At 36.7% G+C, this 18,256-nt stretch carries 18 protein-coding genes; 13 read left to right on the top strand and 5 right to left on the bottom strand.

From position 1 onward, the window contains the following. The first annotated feature begins 21 nt into the window (after positions 1–21). The 4 genes from EV201_RS03775 to EV201_RS03790 all read left to right on the top strand — a co-directional run bounded on the left by EV201_RS03775 (position 22) and on the right by EV201_RS03790 (position 3,118). A complete protein-coding gene (locus tag EV201_RS03775) occupies positions 22–225 on the top strand; it encodes a hypothetical protein (RefSeq protein WP_130306063.1) in 204 nt (67 codons plus the stop codon). A gap of 418 nt (positions 226–643) precedes the next feature. Then, positions 644–1,228, top strand: a complete 585-nt coding sequence (locus EV201_RS03780; protein ID WP_165389573.1) for a Crp/Fnr family transcriptional regulator — start codon at positions 644–646, stop codon at positions 1,226–1,228. A 44-nt stretch (positions 1,229–1,272) separates the two neighbouring features. Next, on the top strand, positions 1,273–1,887 hold the full coding sequence (locus EV201_RS03785) for a cysteine hydrolase family protein (protein ID WP_207224372.1): 615 nt from the start codon (positions 1,273–1,275) through the stop codon (positions 1,885–1,887). 31 nt (positions 1,888–1,918) lie between these two features. Next, on the top strand, positions 1,919–3,118 hold the full coding sequence (locus tag EV201_RS03790; RefSeq protein WP_130306065.1) for a winged helix-turn-helix domain-containing protein: 1,200 nt from the start codon (positions 1,919–1,921) through the stop codon (positions 3,116–3,118). Between the two features lie 716 nt (positions 3,119–3,834). Here EV201_RS03790 and EV201_RS03795 read toward each other — a convergent pair. Beyond that, the gene (locus EV201_RS03795) at positions 3,835–4,542 is read right to left on the bottom strand and encodes a hypothetical protein (RefSeq protein WP_130306066.1); all 708 of its coding nucleotides are present in this window, start codon (positions 4,540–4,542) and stop codon (positions 3,835–3,837) included. Between the two features lie 224 nt (positions 4,543–4,766). After that, positions 4,767–4,949: a hypothetical protein gene (locus EV201_RS03800; RefSeq protein WP_130306067.1), complete on the bottom strand. Its 183-nt coding sequence runs from the start codon at positions 4,947–4,949 to the stop codon at positions 4,767–4,769. A 654-nt stretch (positions 4,950–5,603) separates the two neighbouring features. On the opposite strand from EV201_RS03800, the gene EV201_RS03805 reads away from it, so the two are divergent. The 7 genes from EV201_RS03805 (at position 5,604) to EV201_RS03835 (ending at position 14,002) form a co-directional block, all read left to right on the top strand. Next, complete coding sequence (locus tag EV201_RS03805) at positions 5,604–6,260, top strand: hypothetical protein (protein ID WP_130306068.1); 657 nt, start codon at positions 5,604–5,606, stop codon at positions 6,258–6,260. A gap of 225 nt (positions 6,261–6,485) precedes the next feature. Further along, complete coding sequence (locus EV201_RS03810) at positions 6,486–8,684, top strand: AAA family ATPase (RefSeq protein ID WP_130306069.1); 2,199 nt, start codon at positions 6,486–6,488, stop codon at positions 8,682–8,684. A gap of 11 nt (positions 8,685–8,695) precedes the next feature. After that, on the top strand, positions 8,696–10,585 hold the full coding sequence (locus EV201_RS03815; protein WP_130306070.1) for a UvrD-helicase domain-containing protein: 1,890 nt from the start codon (positions 8,696–8,698) through the stop codon (positions 10,583–10,585). Between the two features lie 135 nt (positions 10,586–10,720). Further along, the gene (locus EV201_RS03820) at positions 10,721–11,476 is read left to right on the top strand and encodes a hypothetical protein (protein WP_130306071.1); all 756 of its coding nucleotides are present in this window, start codon (positions 10,721–10,723) and stop codon (positions 11,474–11,476) included. Positions 11,477–11,788: 312 nt separating this feature from the next. Next, on the top strand, positions 11,789–12,370 hold the full coding sequence (locus tag EV201_RS03825; protein WP_130306072.1) for a Crp/Fnr family transcriptional regulator: 582 nt from the start codon (positions 11,789–11,791) through the stop codon (positions 12,368–12,370). A 51-nt stretch (positions 12,371–12,421) separates the two neighbouring features. Continuing rightward, positions 12,422–13,288, top strand: a complete 867-nt coding sequence (locus EV201_RS03830) for an SDR family oxidoreductase (RefSeq protein WP_130306073.1) — start codon at positions 12,422–12,424, stop codon at positions 13,286–13,288. 162 nt (positions 13,289–13,450) lie between these two features. Continuing rightward, complete coding sequence (locus EV201_RS03835; protein WP_130306074.1) at positions 13,451–14,002, top strand: GNAT family N-acetyltransferase; 552 nt, start codon at positions 13,451–13,453, stop codon at positions 14,000–14,002. Between the two features lie 154 nt (positions 14,003–14,156). Here the strand turns inward: EV201_RS03835 and EV201_RS03840 are convergent, their stop codons facing one another. Next, the gene (locus tag EV201_RS03840; RefSeq protein WP_130306075.1) at positions 14,157–14,750 is read right to left on the bottom strand and encodes a 2OG-Fe(II) oxygenase; all 594 of its coding nucleotides are present in this window, start codon (positions 14,748–14,750) and stop codon (positions 14,157–14,159) included. Between the two features lie 262 nt (positions 14,751–15,012). Continuing rightward, entirely contained in the window at positions 15,013–16,299 is a 1,287-nt protein-coding gene (locus EV201_RS03845) for a citrate (Si)-synthase (protein WP_165389574.1), read from the bottom strand. Positions 16,300–16,626: 327 nt separating this feature from the next. On the opposite strand from EV201_RS03845, the gene EV201_RS03850 reads away from it, so the two are divergent. Beyond that, a complete protein-coding gene (locus tag EV201_RS03850) occupies positions 16,627–16,776 on the top strand; it encodes a PspC domain-containing protein (RefSeq protein ID WP_129253925.1) in 150 nt (49 codons plus the stop codon). A 94-nt stretch (positions 16,777–16,870) separates the two neighbouring features. Here the strand turns inward: EV201_RS03850 and EV201_RS03855 are convergent, their stop codons facing one another. Further along, positions 16,871–17,248 (bottom strand): RidA family protein, encoded by a 378-nt coding sequence (locus tag EV201_RS03855; protein WP_129253924.1) that lies wholly within the window; start codon positions 17,246–17,248, stop codon positions 16,871–16,873. Positions 17,249–17,443: 195 nt separating this feature from the next. On the opposite strand from EV201_RS03855, the gene EV201_RS03860 reads away from it, so the two are divergent. After that, positions 17,444–17,857: a VOC family protein gene (locus EV201_RS03860; RefSeq protein WP_130306077.1), complete on the top strand. Its 414-nt coding sequence runs from the start codon at positions 17,444–17,446 to the stop codon at positions 17,855–17,857. Positions 17,858–18,256 lie beyond the last annotated feature (399 nt).

Consider the following 18,256-nt stretch of genomic DNA (forward strand, 5'->3'; position numbering starts at 1 on the left):
ACAGAATAAAAAAGATTTCGGATGAACAGATACAGATCACTTAAGGATATCGAAAAAGAGAAATATCGCCTTCACCTTGAACGGGAATTGGCCTACTACAAACTGAACTATTTTGTTCGGAATGCCAAAAACAATTGGAACCCGGAAAAACTGATTCAGAATAGCATTGGCGGTATGGTCTGCCGCTTTGTGAAAGGATTCATCCGAAACAAAAAAGAAGTCTAGAGTGCATCCATTTTATAAATCAAAGGAAGGTTAAATCCTCTTATCAATACGATAAGAGGGTTTTTCATTCCTGTGAAAACGCGGATTTATTTCTCCTCCACAGTGCTTCAAAATCATCACAGCCCTTCCCCTGTTTTTCAGTATAAATAAACATATCGAATCATCAATTCAGCCAAAATTAAGCTGATAGTTTTCGATTTTGCTTAGATTTGATTGTTGAGAAACGGACAACAAGTAAAATAACACCAACAGAAAGATGAAATAATCAATTTGATCCTGACATGCCTTCTTTACATTCAGGTGATGGCAAAATGGGATGGCAAAAGATTCAAACTCTTTAGACTGGATCATGTTGGGAAGTTTGAAATCTCGGGGGTAATTTGAATGTTAAAATTTAACTATTTGTTTAAAAATGATCGTGCCTAATCAAGACTTAAAACAACTCTTTGAGAAACTGGAACTACCGGTTGAATTTGAAAACGAGTTTAAAAACAAAGCTGAAATATTAAGCCTACAAAAAAATGATTTCTTCATAAAAGAAGGTGACGTCTGTTCATACATTGGAATCGTTAAATCGGGGAGTTTATATTCTTTTTTTGAAGATGATAATACAGACATACAGGTGAACGAATTATATCAGGCTTCATCATTTATTTCATCCTACCGAAGCTTTTTATCTCAAACACCTTCGCCAGCAAACTTCAAGGCTAATATGGATTCTGAAATATATGTGATTCCCTATGAAAAATACTTAAGCTTACAGAAGTCTATAAACTGGCTGACTTTTTTTAAAACTTTTAGTGATGCGCTTTTTGTCAGAAAATGCCTGAAAGAAACGGCTTTAATGAACTTCTCAACTAAAAAAAGATATGAGCTTTTAATTGAGCAACGTCGTTCAATTGAACAATTATTTCCCCAATACATTATAGCCTCTTATCTTAAAATGAGACCTGAAACACTATCAAGATTAAAAAGTCTTGACCTACATCAAGAGAAAGTTTAATCACCTTCGATTAGTTTTGTTTTAAAATTTAATCCGCATTTAAAATGAAAAAAACAGTCGTCATTGCATTCTTTCTAATTTCAATCTGTTCACTAAAAGCACAAGTAAAAGATATGAAAACAGCTCTCGTACTCATTGATATCCAAAACGATTATTTTAAAGACGGTAAAATGGAACTTTACAATCCGGAAAAAGCTGGAGACAATGCAAAGATTCTATTAAACGCCTTTAGAAAAAATAACATGCCCGTAATTCATATTCAACATCTATCAACACGAGCAGGATCTACTTTTTTTATCCCCAAAACATTAGGGGCAGAGATTAATGAACGGGTTAAACCCCTAAACAACGAGAAGATAATCATTAAACACTATCCCAATAGTTTCAGAGAAACTAACCTTTGGGATTATTTAAAAAGCATGGACATCGAAAAATTAGTTATTTGCGGAATGATGACTCATATGTGTGTGGATGCAACGGTCAGAGCTGCAAAAGACTATGGTTTTGAATGCCTTGTTGTTGGAGATGCTTGTGCGACTAAAAATCTTGAAATAAACCATGAAACGGTCAAAGCAAGTGACGTTCAGAAAGCCTTTTTAAGTGCTTTGAACTATTTTTATGCCTCGGTTGTAACAACTGAACAATTCTTAAAGCAATAAGAAATACAGCACACAACATTTTGTAGAAGTAATGACAAAAACAGAAAGCCTATCCCCCCAACAAGCCAGAAAACTGGTTCTGCTCTCGCAGGGATTGCCACCTGCCAGACAGACAGGATCAGCCATAGATGCAACACTCTCGGCTATCGAGCAGCTGGGGTACATTCAGATTGACACCATCTCTGTGGTTCAGCGGGCTCATCATCATACCCTGTGGAATCGAAACCCTCGTTACCAGAATGCCCATCTCGATCAGCTGATTGCCGACAAGCAGGTATTTGAATACTGGTCGCATGCGGCCGCCTACCTGCCCATGCGCGACTACCGGTACAGCCTGATTCGCAAACAGGCCATCGCCAGTGGGGAGCAAAATCATTGGTACGAACCCGATAAAAAACGGATGTCTGAGGTGCTCAAGCGAATTGAAAATGAAGGCCCCTTAATGGCCAAAGACTTTGAGCATACAGGAAAAAAAGGCGTTGACTGGATGAGCAAACCCGCCAAGCGCGCGCTGGAACACCTGTTTATGCAGGGCGACCTGATGGTGCCTTCCCGCAACAATTTCCATAAGGTGTACGACCTGACCGAACGGGTTCTGCCCAAAGAGGTGGACACCCGAATCCCCACACCTGAGGAACATGCCCGTTTTCTGATTACACGATATCTGGAAGCTAACGGACTGGGACAGGCAAGCGAAATGGGCTATTTGCTGAAAAACACAAAAAAAGAACTTGCTGCCGCTCTTAAGGACATGCTTGCCAATGACGAACTGATACAAATACAAACCGCCGGCAACAGCTATTATGCCTTGCCCCATGCCCTGGAGCTTTTGAGCAAACCGCTTTCCCGCAGCAAACTAAAGATCCTCTCCCCTTTCGATAACCTGCTTATCCAGCGAAAGCGCATGCAGGCTCTCTTCAATTTCGACTATCAAATAGAGTGTTATCTTCCCGAGGCAAAACGCCAGTATGGCTATTTCTCCTTACCCGTTTTGTGGGATGGGAAACTGGTCGCGCGAATGGACTGCAAAGCGGATAGAAAAACAGCTGTGCTGCACATCAGGCATATCGTTCTGGAAGCTAAACTTGTAAAAACCGAGGCTTTTGCTTTGGCCCTGTCAAAAGAACTGACAGCCTTTATGCTCTTTAATGCTTGTAGCTCGATACAATTGCACAAAACAACACCAACCAGCTTTAAGAATACAGTTCAAAATGCACTTAAAGGTTCATAAGCTAAATTAGCCTTTCGCTTAAGCCACTAGCCTTTTATATTTTCTTCCACTCAATCCGCCTTAGGCGGATCCTACTTTCTCCTACAGTCGAGAAAGTAGGCAAAGAGTCCGCCGACTGCAGCACTCGCTTACCCACTATCGATTCGAATCCTAAACGGCAAAAACTCCCTTCGGTCAAACAGCTTGCCGTTTTTTACGGCTTCTACATCGAGTGGGTCCCAAGCTGCGATGCTGAGGTCGGAGTCTCCTGCGTTTATTTAGCTTGTAAGATTCTATTTTTAGATTGGCCTCGGCAACGCAAGTGGGGCCCCATAGGTGAAAAAGGCGTTAAAAACAGACTGCTGTTTGAGTGAGGAACGAGCGAGTTCAGTCTGTTTAGACTTTGAACCGTTATGGGTCACTGAGTGCCGGAGCCATTGATTTTTGTTACTTTTCATCAAGGAAAAGTAAAGAAAGTAGCTTGAGCGAAAGGAAAAGCGTTCCCATTTCAGCAAGCTCAATGTCCACATTTTTGTTGCAAGTCCATTTAAATACCTAAGACCACCCCGCCGAACACGTTCGGCACCCCTCCTCTACGAGAGGGGAATTTATTCGTTTTTTTCAACTTTCGTAATTCGTAATTGAAAACTCGTCATTCTCAATTCGTAATTAAAAAGGAAAGCCCCCATCGCAATGATAAGAGGGCTAAACCTATAAAAAAAAAACGGTTGGCAAGACTAAGCCATATCCTCCTGAGTCTCTAGCTCGGTCGACTCTTCTTTAGAGCCCTTACTCGTAACCGGAAACTTAAACCATCTCAACATTTCCTGATTGTCGGCGTATATAATTTTGGCAGCTTTCATATATTTTGCCAATTTCTCGTAAATCTTATTCAAGCAAACAACACGATCATCCGTCGCCCGGCCTCTGTCAACACGACATTTGGTTTGCTGATCCATATTCATTTTTAACTTATCCTTTAGCTCAGCTATTTTTGTATACGTTTCTTCGGTCCAGGCCGATTCGGTCATGGCCTGCTTGTGAAGATTGGCAATGAGTATAAAGTCGGAATAGAACATGAACATGGCCCGACCCGATTTTCGTGCCGCTTCGTAGTCGTTAAACCCAAACTGATTCCAAATATGTTTCTTGTTGGGAAACACCGTTTCGATATCGAACTTACAGGACTGATAAAACCGGGCACATTCCTCTACACAGGTATTGATATTCTCAGTGGCCTGAGCCTGAATATCAATAAACACCTTATCCGAAGGAATCGTATTGGCCTCTGCATAAAGCACCTCTATTTCCTGTATGCGTTCAGGCGTGAAAAACACAGAAAAGTCTGTAAAACGAGACTGTTCCTCTTTAATTAAATTGACACTTTGGCTCACCCAGCTCATAAAAACTGCATCGGAGCAACTATACAATCGAGAATGGTTCATAATACAATAAATTTAAATTTTCACTTAATGTCATATGAAGCTACAAAGACTTATGATTACATCCAAGAATTTTAAATTTATTTTTATGTAATAGAAACGAAAGAACTAATGCAAAAGTCGTAGAACACCAACAAACATATAACAATCTATAAAACAAACATCAAGCAAAACAAACCCATATACAAAAAGGCATTTCTCAAAATATAAACCGATAAGCAAACCCTTTAATTATGATACACTACAGTACAACAAAGCAAATAAAGGGAAAATCGTTTAGCTGCTCCTCCTATCCCTTGCAAGGGTTCCCAAGTCGGTTGAAGTGTTCCGCCATCGCGTTGCAACACGCCGCCACTCGGTTGACATCTTCCGCCATCGCGTTGCAACATTTCGCTACTCGGTTGATGCATTCCGCCATCGCGTTATAACATTCCGCCACTCCGTTGGGACGTTCCGCCACAGCGTTGTTACTTTCCGCCACTCGGTTGATACATTCCGCCGCTCGGTTGAAGCGTTCCGCCACCGCCCAAAGACAACTCAGTGCTGCCCCTAAACAAACTGCTAACAAGAAAGAAAAAAACGACACAAAGCATTAACAGTACACTAAAACCGAAACACAAAACAAGGCCTGAATGAAACAAAGCCGTGCCGCCAGCCCACAACGCTTTCATCTAACATGACAAATGAATAAATACAAATCACAAACAAGGCAAGGCATTTATTCATAAAGAGAAAGGAAAACAAATTGGACTAAAGGCATAAAACAAAATAAGACGAAGAACGCCTTTCCCACAACACACCTACCCTAAAGTGTAGGTGTTCATAAGTTCCTAACAAAAAGAATCATAATTATTGAATAAAGCGGAATAATATCAGTGGATTATGCTTATTTTAGGTTTCGAAAAAATAAATCGGGATCTCTTTAGTCATTCGATTTATTAAAGAGCTGTTTTTATCCCTCCACTATGGCAGGATAACAACACCTTTTTTAAAAGATATATAAGAAATAACAGCCATATGGCTGTTTTAAACAAGTTGTGTGCAAGGCTAAGAAACAAACCATTATGAAAAAGAGTAAAATATTTGTTTTTAGAATTTCAAAAGGAAATGAATCAGGAAATCCGATAGGGAGATGCCCTTTAGATTATAGTAGAATTAAGAAAATTATTCGAGATTTAGACGAAGCGGAAATTTCGCCCATAGACTATGATAACAATGGGCATCTTGATTTTATTCACAATGAATTATGGAATATTAAAGTTCTAAGACAAGGTTGGGGAATTAAAAATCTAGATTTAAATCAAAAAATTCAACCTTGGATTGAAAATTATATGCTTTCAGGTAAAATTTATTGGGATACTGATATTGATTGTAACCAAGCAAAAGGAAGATGGAACATTTTAAAAAGGATTTTAGATATTAATGAAAATGACATTCTAATTATACCGAAAACATCTGAAAAGCACTTAAATGATTATAATAAGTTCACTGTCTGTCAAGCAAAAGAAACTTATTTTTTTGACTATCCTTTAGAAATACAAGATTTTGGACATTGTATCAAAATTAAAAATATAAAAGAATTTACATACGATAAAGCTACTTTAGAAAGAGGGGATTTTGGAACTCCTTATTTATGGGCTGTAACTGAAGTTAAAAATCACCATAGTAGATTCATGAAAATTAAAGATTTTATTCAAAGAGAATTTGAGGTAATAATATAAAGTCCTGCACACAACATTTTGTATAAGTAATAGCAGGAAATGTAGTGAATATCAAAGTTTGTATCCCGCTCAAACTGCGTAGTGGTTTACTTACTTCGCTTCGTTAGGCTCCCTTCGGTCGGTTGACGGAAAGTACCACGCAATCTGCCACTACTCATACAATTTGCCGTTATGCACAATTAATAAAATGACAATCTTAACACCTATTGAAAACTAAACTAGATTATGAAAATAGAATTTATAGACATTCAAAATTTTAGAAAGCTTAAGAAATCAAGAATTGATTTTTCTGAAAAAGAGACACTATTAGTCGGTGCTAACAATAGTGGTAAAACTAGTGCAATGGATGCAATGATTCTATTTTTTAAATCAAAGAATAAATTTGAAACTAGAGATTTTACTCTTTCCAATTGGAAAACAATTAATTCAATAGGTGAAAAATGGATAAACACCAAAGAAAAAGAAGACCTTGATTTAGGTATTAAACAATGGGAGAGTCTAGTCCCGACAATTGATGTTTGGCTAAATGTAAAACCAAATGAAATTCATTATGTCCACCACTTAATACCAACTTTAGATTGGAAAGGTGGATTACTTGGAGTTAGGTTAAGGTTGGAACCAAACAACTTAGAAGAACTATATACGGAATTCTCAACCAATTTTGATAATGCAAAGACAATATTACAGGCAAGTAAATCAAAGAAAACTGATTTCAAAATGTGGCCTAAGGATATGTGGGATTTCTTGGATAAGAAGATAAATAATTTATTCTCAGTCAAGTCTTATTTGCTTAACCCTGAGCTAAACAAAGAAATGCAAGAATTACCTGATACTTCCGTTGCTCTTGAAACCGACGCATTTTCAGGTTTAATAAAAGTAGATATTATTAATGCACAACGGGGATTTTCAGGGACTAATGCTGAAGAAACAGAATTATCAAATGTTAAGAATTTATCAAGTCAGTTAAGAAGTTATTATGACAAACACCTTAACCCTTTTGAGAACCCAACCCCTGACGATATTGATGCTTTAAAAGCAATACAAGAAGCAAAAGATATTTTCGATACTAATCTAAAAGAAAGCTTTAAGGATTCATTAGGAGAATTAGAACTCTTAAACTACCCAGGTTTTGGAAATCCTAAGATTACCTTATCAAGCAGATTTAATACAGTTGAAAGCTTAAATCATGATTCGTCTGTTCAGTATAGTCTAGATGATAAACAACCAGAATTAAGTTTACCTGAGAAATATAACGGATTAGGTTATCAAAATTTGATTTCAATTATTTTTAAACTAATTAGATTTCGCGATGAATGGATGCAAGTTGGTAAAACATATAAGCAAACACCAGATGCTCCTATAGATGATGATTTTGAGCCTTTGCATCTAGTTTTAATTGAAGAGCCAGAGGCTCATTTGCATGCTCAAGTTCAACAAGTGTTTATCAACCATGCCTATAAGGTTCTACGGAATAATAAAAATTTAAAAGGCAATGATAATTTCTCTACTCAGTTATTAATTAGTACTCATTCTAACCATATAGCTCACGAAGTAGATTTTGCATCATTAAGATATTTTAAGAGGTTAAAAGCGGATAATGGAGATGTTAATACATCTACAATTATCAACCTTTCAGAAACGTTTGGAACAGAAGATTCTTCAACTCGATTTGCGATAAGGTATCTTAAGACAACGCACTGTGATTTATTTTTTGCAGATGCGGTAATTATGGTTGAAGGCCCAGTAGAAAGAATGCTTGTGCCTTATTTTATTAAGAAAATGACCAATCTAAATAGTTGTTATATCTCAATACTTGAAATTGGTGGTAGTCATGCGCATAGACTTCAACCATTAGTTGAAAAACTTGGGATAATTACACTTGTGATAACTGATTTAGATTCAATAAACAAAGATGGCGTAAGTAATGGTAAAGTACAGCCAGAAAAGCTTAAAGAATATAGAACGGGTAATGACACATTAAAGAAATGGCTACCAATAGAAGAAAAATTAGATGCTATTTTAGAACTTGATGAGTCTAAAATGTCTCATGCCAAACTCCCAATTAGGGTGGCTTTTCAAAAAGGAGTTAAAGTATCAGATGGCTCAAAAGATATTGAAGTCTATCCATATACTTTTGAAGATTCTTTGGTAATGGAGAATCGGGATATTTTTAAGAAAATATCAGAGTCCTCTGGATTAATGAAAAAGATGCATTTAGCTTCTATGGAAACTGACATCAAAGAATCAGCAAAAAAAATGTATGAGGCAATAACAGCAGATGGTGCAAAAAAAGCTGAATTTGCTCTTGAATTGTTGTTTTTTGAAGAACCAAATAAATTAGAAGTTCCTAATTATATAAATAAGGGGTTGGAATGGCTTGAGAAACAATTATTAAGTATTGATAAAGGAATAACAACTAAATAAAGTCTTCAAAAATGGCTATTCAAACAATAGACAATAATATTGATAACGGTGTAGACAGTGAACTTTTTGATTGCTTAAAACTTGAATCTCCTAAGAGTTTTTTTCTGTTTGCTGGTGCAGGTTCTGGAAAAACTCGTTCGTTAGTCAATATATTAAGAGAATTTGAGCAAAAGTATGGTAAACAATTTCGTTTAGAAAGGAAAAAAGTTGCAATCATAACTTATACAAATGCAGCGGCTGATGAAATAATACATAGGTCAGAACATAGCTCGATTTTTCAAGTTAGCACTATTCACAGCTTTGCATGGGGCTTGATTAAAAACTTCACCAATGATATTAAGTCATGGATTAAAAGCAATTTAACAGATGAGATTGCAGACCTAGAAGAAAAGCAAGCAAAAAGTAAAAACTTGCAAAATAAAACTTCACTAGATAGGGCAAAGAAGATTACATCCAAAAAGAAAAGATATGCAAATCTGGATAACATCGTTAAATTCACATACAATCCTAATGGAGATAATATTACTAAGGATTCTTTAAATCATTCCGAAGTAATTAGCATTGCTGCATCTTTTATTGATAATAAAGCATTAATGCAAGATATACTCGTTTGCAAATACCCAATTGTATTAATAGATGAAAGTCAAGATACAAAGAAAGAGCTAGTAGACTCATTCTTTCAATTATATAATCGAAAAAAGGATTCTTTTTCATTGGGACTTTTTGGAGATACAATGCAAAGAATATACTCAGATGGTAAAGAGAAGCTAGGAGAAAATCTTCCTGCTGATATGCTGCAGCCAGCAAAAATAATGAATCATCGTTCTAATAAACGCATTATCAGATTAATAAACAACATTAGGAAAGATGTTGATGGACAAGAACAAAGACCAAGAACAGAAAAAGCAGAAGGTGTTGTGCATTTCTTTATCTGTAGCAGGGGGTTAGATAAAAATGAAGTAGAAAATGATATTTCTGTTCGTATGTCTAAAATCACTGAAGATTCAAAATGGGATATTGGTTCGGAAGAACACGAAGTAAAAACTCTGATTCTTGAACATCATATGGCTGCTCGCCGTATGGGGTTTATCAATTTCTTTGAACCATTATATAGAGTAAGTAAATTAAAGACAGGCCTACTCGATGGGTCATTAAGTAGTTTGAATTTTTTCACAAAGACTATTTTGCCACTTGTAAAGGCTTACGAAAGTGATGATAAATTTGAATTGGCTCGGATAGTCAAAAAGAACAGTAGGCTTTTAAAAAAGGAAACGTTAAAGAAAAGTGAAAATCAAATTGTAGATATACAAAAAACTAATGAAGCTCTCTCATCTTTATTTTCATTATTTAAAGATAGTAATGAACCGAATTTATTGGCTGTTCTTAAAAATATCCATAAGTCTCAATTGTTTCCCATTCCAGAAACCTTGTTGCCAATAGCCTTAAGAGAAGATAGAGCAGTATCAGATAGTGCAGAAGAGAATATAGATGAAATTATAAATGCTTGGGACTCTGCTTTGTTAAGCCCATTCTCTGAAATCAGAAATTATGATGTTTACTTATCAGAAGATTCAAAGTTTGGAACACACCAAGGGGTAAAAGGTCTTGAATACGATAGAGTAATGGTAATAATTGATGATGAAGAAGCAAGTGGATTCATGTTTAGTTATGACAAACTTTTTGGAGCTAAGGGACTAACAACGACTGATGAAAAGAACTTGGACGAAGGTAAGGAAACTGGTATCGACAGAACAAAACGGCTATTTTATGTTGCATGTAGTAGAGCAAAAGAGAGCTTAGCAATTGTAGCATATACTGATAATATGGAAAGTGTGAAATCTACAATAATGTCAAACAATTGGTTTGAGGAAAATGAAATAGAAATGATAAAAGAAATATAAATAAAAGCGCATACACCCCGCTAGCGCGAGTTGTAGCTCGTGCTCTGCAGAGCAGAAATGAAAAATAAAGGCTGCCTCTCTCACGATTGGCAGTCTTTTAAGGCAAAATCGTTGCTACAAATATCAAAGATTACTATGAAAAAACTACTACTATTTTTAATCATCACCTCATACCTATTACCAAACACTTTAAAAGCTCAAAATGAAGGTGAAATTGCAGTTGCTGCAGCAGGAGCACTTCTTACGATTGGTGCAGGAGTAGCTGCTGTTGAACAAATGAAAGAAAGGGCTGAGTTAACAGCAACGCAATGGATTTTAGCGAACCATCCTGAACTTACTAGTTTCTCATTAACAACATTAGATTTTGATGGAAAAAGATTAAAAGATCTATCTGCAACTTCAGTGATTTCTTTCAAAATTCAAGAATTTAAACCTACTGACAATCCTGTTCTTGATGGGAAAAGACAAATATTATTTGGTTTTACAAGCCATGGTTGGATTACACAGTATGGAATTGATTTTGACAAGGTAGATTGGTTTTTAATAGACCAATCAGAATGGATGAATATGATGACTTCATATGTAAAAGTTGCATCTACTGAAACAGATGACAATAGTATCAAAGAGAAATTAAAGAATGGTAAAGTTGTAAACAGAGGAGTGAAAATAAACAGCAAGCTAGTCATTCCTTTCTTTAAGCTATCAGGGGATATGTATGTCGTTACAGATTATTCAGACAAACTAAAATTACTTTATAATGAAAGATCTCTAGGTATATATCTTAAGGAAACAATGAGTTTGGTTCAAATTGAAAGAAAAAATATAATTGACATCCACTATTTCTTTTTAAATAAAGCCCGGGCGGCGCATAATAATTATGCCGGTTGGTAAAAGTATCCCCCGCTAGCGCGAGCTTGTAGCTCGTGCTCTGCGAATGCAGAAACAAAAAACTACTGGTAACGAAAGCTAAATTTCATGTGCGGTGATACCAATTTGAAAGCTAAGTTCAATTAACAAACACCAGCAAGCCAACTAAATGGATTTGTATAAAATTATAAATTTATGCGGTGTGCTTCTTTAGGGTGTTACTCACTGCGTTTGTGAGCTCCCGTTAATCGGTGGGCAAGAAAACTGTTTTAATCGCCCACGCAACTTAACAAGACCCTTGCTAATGCAAAGAAAGCTCAGTTCATATTTGAAAACATGAATAGATTAATAGAAAATATAAAAGCATATATCCCACTTCGTGAACATGAAATTCAGTTGCTTAAAGGCGCTGTGGATAAAAAAAATTATCAAAAGAATGAGATAATTTTCACCGAAGGAAAAATATCGGACGAAATCTATTTTGTTACAAAGGGGTGTGTCAGACTGTTTTATAATGTAGATGGTAACGATAAAACAGCCTTCTTTTATACAGAAGGACAATTTATATGTGCCGGAGAAAGCTATACGTTTAATACACCTGCAATTGAAAATTATCAAGCAATTGAACAAACCGAGATATTTGTCTTTGGAAAATCAAAAATTGAAAGCTTATTAAAAGAAGTTCCCAAATTTGAGGTGATTGCCCGAATAGCCACTGAGAATGAATTAATAACTTGCCAAAAGGTCATTGCCTCGTTTGTAACAAAATCAGCAGAAGAACGCTACATCGATTTATTAAATACAAACGGAGAATTATTCCAGCGTGCTCCACAGCAATATATTGCATCGTTTTTAGGTGTATCTCCTGAAACTTTAAGTCGAATTAAAACCCGGGTATTCAATAAAAAACGTTCTTGACGATAGTCAAGAAAATATGGATCTGGAACCTCTAACTTTGTAATAAAAAAGATGAATTCAAAGAAAGTTTTAGTGGCAGGAGCAACCGGATATTTAGGTCAGTATTTGGTAAGAGAACTCAAAAATAGAGGTTTTTGGGTGAGAGTTTTAATTAGAAAAGAAGCTCAAAAAAGTAAATTTCAAGATGTTGACGATTTCTTTATAGGTCAGATAACCGAACCAAATTCAATAAAAGGAATAACAAAAAATATTGATTGGGTTTTCTCTACCATTGGCATTACCCGACAAAAAGATGGAATGACTTATATGGATGTTGATTATCAGGGGAATTCAAATTTACTGAACGATGCTTTGAAAAATAAAGTTGAAGCATTCCAATATATTTCCGCAATTAATGGAGAAAAGCTGAGAAATCTAAAAATATTTGAAGCTAAAGAACGATTTGTGGATGAATTGAAAGATTCAGGAATCAATTACTGTGTGTTACGTCCGAACGGATTCTTCTCCGACATGAAAGATTTTCTTAATATGGCAAAAGCTGGTCGGGTTTACTTATTTGGAGATGGAAACCTGAAGCTTAATCCAATTCATGGCAAAGATTTGGCAAAGGTTTGTATTGATAAAATGATTTCGGGTATAGAGGAAGAAACAGTAGGTGGCATTGATATATTCACTCAAAATGAATTGGCTGAGCTGGCATTAAAGGCATGGCAAAAACCAGTAAAAATCAGTCATCTTCCTGATTGGACAAGACGATTTACGATTGGCTTATTAAGAACCTTCACATCTTCAAAAACTTATGGTCCAATTGAATTTTTCTTGACAGCAATGGCTTTTGATAACATTGCAAAGCAATATGGTACCAATAGACTTGAAGATTTTTTTAATTTAGAGGTGAAAAGAATGAAGGAAAAATAAGCACTAGCTACAACATTTTGTATCAGTAAGGGCAGGCAATGTGTTAAATCTTAAAGTTTAGCTTTGCTGAGCTCCCGTTGGTCGGTGGACAGGAAACTAGCGCACAATTTGCCACGACTCATACAACTTACCATTATAGCACATTAAAGGAAAACCCATCAGATGACAAATAAGACGATAGAAGAAAGATGTAGTTTTAATACTCAGCGACTAAGTGTGAGTAGCTGGACTAATCAGCTTAAAGAACCGGATTCTGAGAAAAACCTTGCAGAAAAAGTAATTGAAATATTAACTCCGAATGTTACTAAAGCGCTACCCGATGGATGGCAAAATATTTCGACAATAGTTGGTGCTCAGGAATGGATAAATGAAAGAGATGAAGAAAGCCATTTTCTAACTGTCCGACTATTAAAAACCAATGAAACAATAGGCTTTATTTTTCTCTACGAAGCTGATTCGGAACAAAAATACGATGATCTGCGTTTTGGTTATCTCTTATCAGAAAAAGTTTGGGGTAAAGGACTGGGAACAGAATTGATTGAAGGTTTAATCAATTGGTGTAAAGCTGAAGGAGATATTAAACGAATTTCAGGGGGCGTAGAGTCTGATAATATTGGGTCTATTAAAGTCTTGGAAAAGACTGGATTCATAGCTTCAACAGTAGACAATCCAACAGAAGATGTGGTTTTTTATGAATATCAATTTGATATTTAATAAACATATGATGATGTTTAAAGGAAAAGGAAAATTTATTTGGACACCCGCTAACGCAAGCTTGTAGCTCGTGCTCTGCGGAGCAGAAATGAAAAATAAAGGCTGCCTCTCTCACGATTGGCAGCCTTTTATTTTCATCTCATCGGCAAAGCAATTAACCCGTTTTAAACCAGCCCGTAATACTAAGGCGTTGCTGATTGCAGCTTAAAACTTCGTGTTCGAGATCGGTACTTTTAAAGAACACACAAGAGCCATTCTTTGGGTTGATTATTTGCTTGTGGTTTTCATGATAGATGCATAGGTTGCCTCCATCCTCTTCTTTCCAGTCCACATTTAAATACATTATCATGGTAAAGGCCCGGCTCTTATTATCCTGAAATTGATCGAGGTGCCTTTTATAGAAAGTTCCCTTTTCGTAGAGGGCGTAATGAAATTCGTAAGCTGTAATGCCCGTATAGCAGGTCCGGTTCAGATAGCTTACAAATTCATCCATTTGGTCGAGAAATTGGTTCTCAAACACATCCTTATGGCTGCGATCTAACCAAAAAATCTTATCGCCACGATTCGATAAATCGATGGTTCGTTTGGCCCTATTCCCTATACCTGCTTCTTTAAGCTGATTCCCGGAATTTAAGGCGATTAAATTAACTCTAAGTGCTGTGGCCAGGCTATCGCTTAAAAAGCGCTGACTTACACCAACCTGCTTGTCGATATAAGTGCTGACAATATCTTCATATGCTTTCTGCATCCTTGTGGAATAAAACGACACTCAGTGTGTGTATCGCTTAAACAATGTAATCTTTTTTAAGGCAGAAACAGCACAATACCGGATTTATAAATCCGGTATCTCAAAAGCAGACAAGCACCCGCTAGCGGAATAAAAAGGCTACCAATCCCCGATTGGCAGCCTTTCTTTATCTCATCAGCATCAGGTAAGGATGCAGTGCATTTTTTACAAATTCGATTCAAACACATCCGGATGCATGAAATCCTGATTGGGTAACATTCTCTTAAGCTTGCGCATTAAGTCTATCAATGACCCATTTATTGGTCACACTTTTAGGCCTGATAATTGGCTGTCCCAATCCCTGTGCAAGGATATTCTGGGCACAAAATCCCATGACTCTGGACACTCCAAACAAAACGGTATAAAAATCGAATTCATTCACCCCGTAATAATGCAGAAGTGAACCCGACATGGCATCAACATTTGGCCATGGATTTGCCACTTTACCTTCCTTATAATGCATTAAAATATCCGGAACAATTGAGAAGAGTTTCTTTGCAATCTTAAAACAAGGGCTACTCGCGCAATTGCTCTCACCAAAATTCATAAAAGCCGTAAATCGTGGGTCGGTCACACGCAATACCGCATGCCCGTAACCCGGAATCACATGACCTGAATTAAGAACGTCTAAAATATGCGTTCTCAACACATCCTCATCCGGATCGGCCCCAAGTTTTTCATGAATATTGAGAATAAATCGTAAACATTCCTGATTGGCTAATCCATGCAATGGACCGGCCAAGCCGTTGAGTCCGGCAGATACGGCATAATACAAATCCGAAAGCGCTGAATTGACCACCCTTGATGTAAATGCGCTGACATTGCCGCCTTCATGATCGCAATGCAAAACCAAATACAGACGCATTAAATCGGCAAAGCCCTCATCATCGTTCACACCCAGCATATGTGCCAAATTAGCCGACCAATTTAAACCGGAATCATGTGGAATTAATTGGCCATCGCCAAATCGTATTCGATAGATCCCGCCTGCAAGTGCGGGTAACTTTGCAAGTATATTCATGGCATCCTCCAGGGTATATTGCCAATAATCCATTTTTTTCAGACCTTTTTGATAGGCCTTCTTAAAAACAGACTCATTCTCCATGGATAAAATACCGAGGCTCAGCATGGTCATTGGATGTGTATCTTTGGGCAGACTACGCAAAACATCCCATACGTATTGAGGGACCTGGGCACGTTTATTCAACTCAGTCTGAAAATTAACCAACGATTCCTTATCCGGAAATTTCCCGGTAGACAAGAGAAAAAATATTTCCTCAGGCAACTTATCCGAAAATTCATCTGTGGTATACCCGCCAATATAAAGCCCCGAATAAGGATCAACATAGGATGTGTTACAAGCCAATGCAACCAATCCACGCATTCCACCATATATTTGCCCGACGCTAACTTCCGCAACAACAGAATCACGACCTTTGGCAAAAATTTCATCAATTTCTAACTGCAATTCAAGTAGATGATTTTGAATTCCTTTTTTTAGATCAGACATACCCATTTAATTAATACGTTTAAAAACAAATCTGCAATACAGTGTATAAAACGACACTTTATAAGAGAAGGAGGACTCTTAGTAAGTTACGAAAAAAAGGCTAATCAAGGAAGTCAACACATAGATTACGAACCGCTTAGCAAGTAATATATAGTGAGAATAAACAGTCCCTTATTTTTTGTTCCTTCCCTATACCACCCACTCTCATTTTAATCAGTTCATGAAAAATAAAACAGGGCAAATGCAGCTTGCTGTAGCGAGCTCTTCAAAAGACAAGAAAATATTTCGTATTTTTAAATCAATATTTAAATCTAAAAAGTAAAAATTATGATTTTAGGCGTTGCCGAATGGCTAAGTGGAAAATTGGGTTGGGATGTGAAACTGATCAGAATAGCTTTTGTTGTGTCTGTGCTATTTTTTGGAGCTGGTATAGGGCTGTACCTAATCTTGTGGTTGGTAAAAATGTTTTCGAAATAAGACTGTTACTTCAAAACACATCATCCTTTAAAATACATAAAAGGCTGCAAATCGTGGATTAGCAGCCTTTCATTATATCATCACGAAAGTGAAATTATTTCACAGCAATGGTTTCGATTTCAACCAAGGCACCCAAAGGCAAATCTTTAACGGCAAAAGCTGCACGAGCCGGACAATCTTCGGTGTAATACTCACCATAAACCGCATTCATTTCAGCAAAACCGGCGATATCGCTCAACAAACAAGTTGATTTTACCACATCCTTATAACTGTAACCCGCTTCTTCAAGAATGTAACCAATGTTTTTCATTACCTGCTCGGTTTGCTCTTTCACGCCACCTTCAACAAATTTTCCTGTAGCCACATCAACCGGTAGCTGACCTGAAATATATAAAGTCCCGTTAGCTTCTACGGCTTGAGAATAAGGACCAATAGCCTTAGGGGCTTTTTCTGAATTGATAAAACGTTTCATGTTTATAGTTTAAATGTTTGTTAATAGTTGAAGCCTTTCAGTAGATATCAAAAAGCAAATCTGCTTAAAGCCTGATAACTTTAAATCTTCATGAACAAAAATAAAAAAAAATGGATAAGCCCCTTTCCCGATAAACAAATTTGTGAGGATTGTTTAATATTCTTTATCTTCAGTTTGAAATCTAATACGAATTATATGAAACGGGTAACAGGAATAGGCGGCATCTTTTTCAAGTGCCAAAATCCAAAATCGATGAAAGATTGGTATACCAAACATTTGGGTTTTAATACCGATGATTATGGCACATCATTCGAATGGCGCCAGGCGGATGATGCCAATAAAAAGGGGTTTTCGGTCTGGAGTCCTTTTGATGCCAATACCAAATACTTTGAACCTTCGGATAAGGAATTCATGGTGAACTACCGGGTAGAAAACCTGGAATGGTTGCTTGAAGAACTCCAAAAAGAAGGCGTGGAAGTTTTAGACGAAATTGAGTGCCTGGAATATGGGAAGTTTGCCCACATCATCGACCCCGAAGGCAATAAAATTCAGCTTTGGGAAGCCGACGACGAGGAATACGATACTATGGCAGAAGGAAGAACCAAATAAAGGTTAAAGGAAACAAGATTAAAGTGTAAAGAAAAAAGATTAAAATATTGATTTGGGATTGATGCTTTTCCAAACAATGGAAAAACACCCCTCTCCCTGCCGGAATCTCCCCTAAAAGGGAGATTTTTTTTGTTGGAGCTTTCGGAAAAATACGGACATTGAGCAAAATTGAAATGCGAGTATTTAAATGATGGCACTAACGAATCGGGACTTCAACTACAATCAGAAGACATCAGGATATTTTCTATGACTTTGTGAGCTTTTTAGACCTTTTGACTTTTTATCCTTTATCCTTTCACCTTCAAAAGAAATCGTGCAAAGATCACCTTTCATCTAATTCTTATTTTGTTCACAACTTCTTACGGGTAAACATGCTTATCTTAGGTATGAAAACAAAAC

The organism is Ancylomarina subtilis (genome assembly GCF_004217115.1).
Classification (GTDB): Bacteria; Bacteroidota; Bacteroidia; order Bacteroidales; family Marinifilaceae; genus Ancylomarina; species Ancylomarina subtilis.

What these genes read in the sequence shown, in the direction of transcription:
- EV201_RS03855 (WP_129253924.1), bottom strand. Translation starts at nt 17,248, where the DNA reads ATGAAACGTTTTATCAATTCAGAAAAAGCCCCTAAGGCTATTGGTCCT.
- EV201_RS03800 (WP_130306067.1), bottom strand. Translation starts at nt 4,949, where the DNA reads ATGCATCAACCGAGTAGCGAAATGTTGCAACGCGATGGCGGAAGATGT.
- EV201_RS03825 (WP_130306072.1), top strand. Translation starts at nt 11,789, where the DNA reads ATGAATAGATTAATAGAAAATATAAAAGCATATATCCCACTTCGTGAA.
- EV201_RS03775 (WP_130306063.1), top strand. Translation starts at nt 22, where the DNA reads ATGAACAGATACAGATCACTTAAGGATATCGAAAAAGAGAAATATCGC.
- EV201_RS03815 (WP_130306070.1), top strand. Translation starts at nt 8,696, where the DNA reads ATGGCTATTCAAACAATAGACAATAATATTGATAACGGTGTAGACAGT.
- EV201_RS03860 (WP_130306077.1), top strand. Translation starts at nt 17,444, where the DNA reads ATGAAACGGGTAACAGGAATAGGCGGCATCTTTTTCAAGTGCCAAAAT.
- EV201_RS03810 (WP_130306069.1), top strand. Translation starts at nt 6,486, where the DNA reads ATGAAAATAGAATTTATAGACATTCAAAATTTTAGAAAGCTTAAGAAA.
- EV201_RS03820 (WP_130306071.1), top strand. Translation starts at nt 10,721, where the DNA reads ATGAAAAAACTACTACTATTTTTAATCATCACCTCATACCTATTACCA.
- EV201_RS03805 (WP_130306068.1), top strand. Translation starts at nt 5,604, where the DNA reads ATGAAAAAGAGTAAAATATTTGTTTTTAGAATTTCAAAAGGAAATGAA.
- EV201_RS03840 (WP_130306075.1), bottom strand. Translation starts at nt 14,750, where the DNA reads ATGCAGAAAGCATATGAAGATATTGTCAGCACTTATATCGACAAGCAG.
- EV201_RS03850 (WP_129253925.1), top strand. Translation starts at nt 16,627, where the DNA reads ATGATTTTAGGCGTTGCCGAATGGCTAAGTGGAAAATTGGGTTGGGAT.
- EV201_RS03845 (WP_165389574.1), bottom strand. Translation starts at nt 16,299, where the DNA reads ATGTCTGATCTAAAAAAAGGAATTCAAAATCATCTACTTGAATTGCAG.
- EV201_RS03795 (WP_130306066.1), bottom strand. Translation starts at nt 4,542, where the DNA reads ATGAACCATTCTCGATTGTATAGTTGCTCCGATGCAGTTTTTATGAGC.
- EV201_RS03835 (WP_130306074.1), top strand. Translation starts at nt 13,451, where the DNA reads ATGACAAATAAGACGATAGAAGAAAGATGTAGTTTTAATACTCAGCGA.
- EV201_RS03790 (WP_130306065.1), top strand. Translation starts at nt 1,919, where the DNA reads ATGACAAAAACAGAAAGCCTATCCCCCCAACAAGCCAGAAAACTGGTT.
- EV201_RS03830 (WP_130306073.1), top strand. Translation starts at nt 12,422, where the DNA reads ATGAATTCAAAGAAAGTTTTAGTGGCAGGAGCAACCGGATATTTAGGT.
- EV201_RS03785 (WP_207224372.1), top strand. Translation starts at nt 1,273, where the DNA reads ATGAAAAAAACAGTCGTCATTGCATTCTTTCTAATTTCAATCTGTTCA.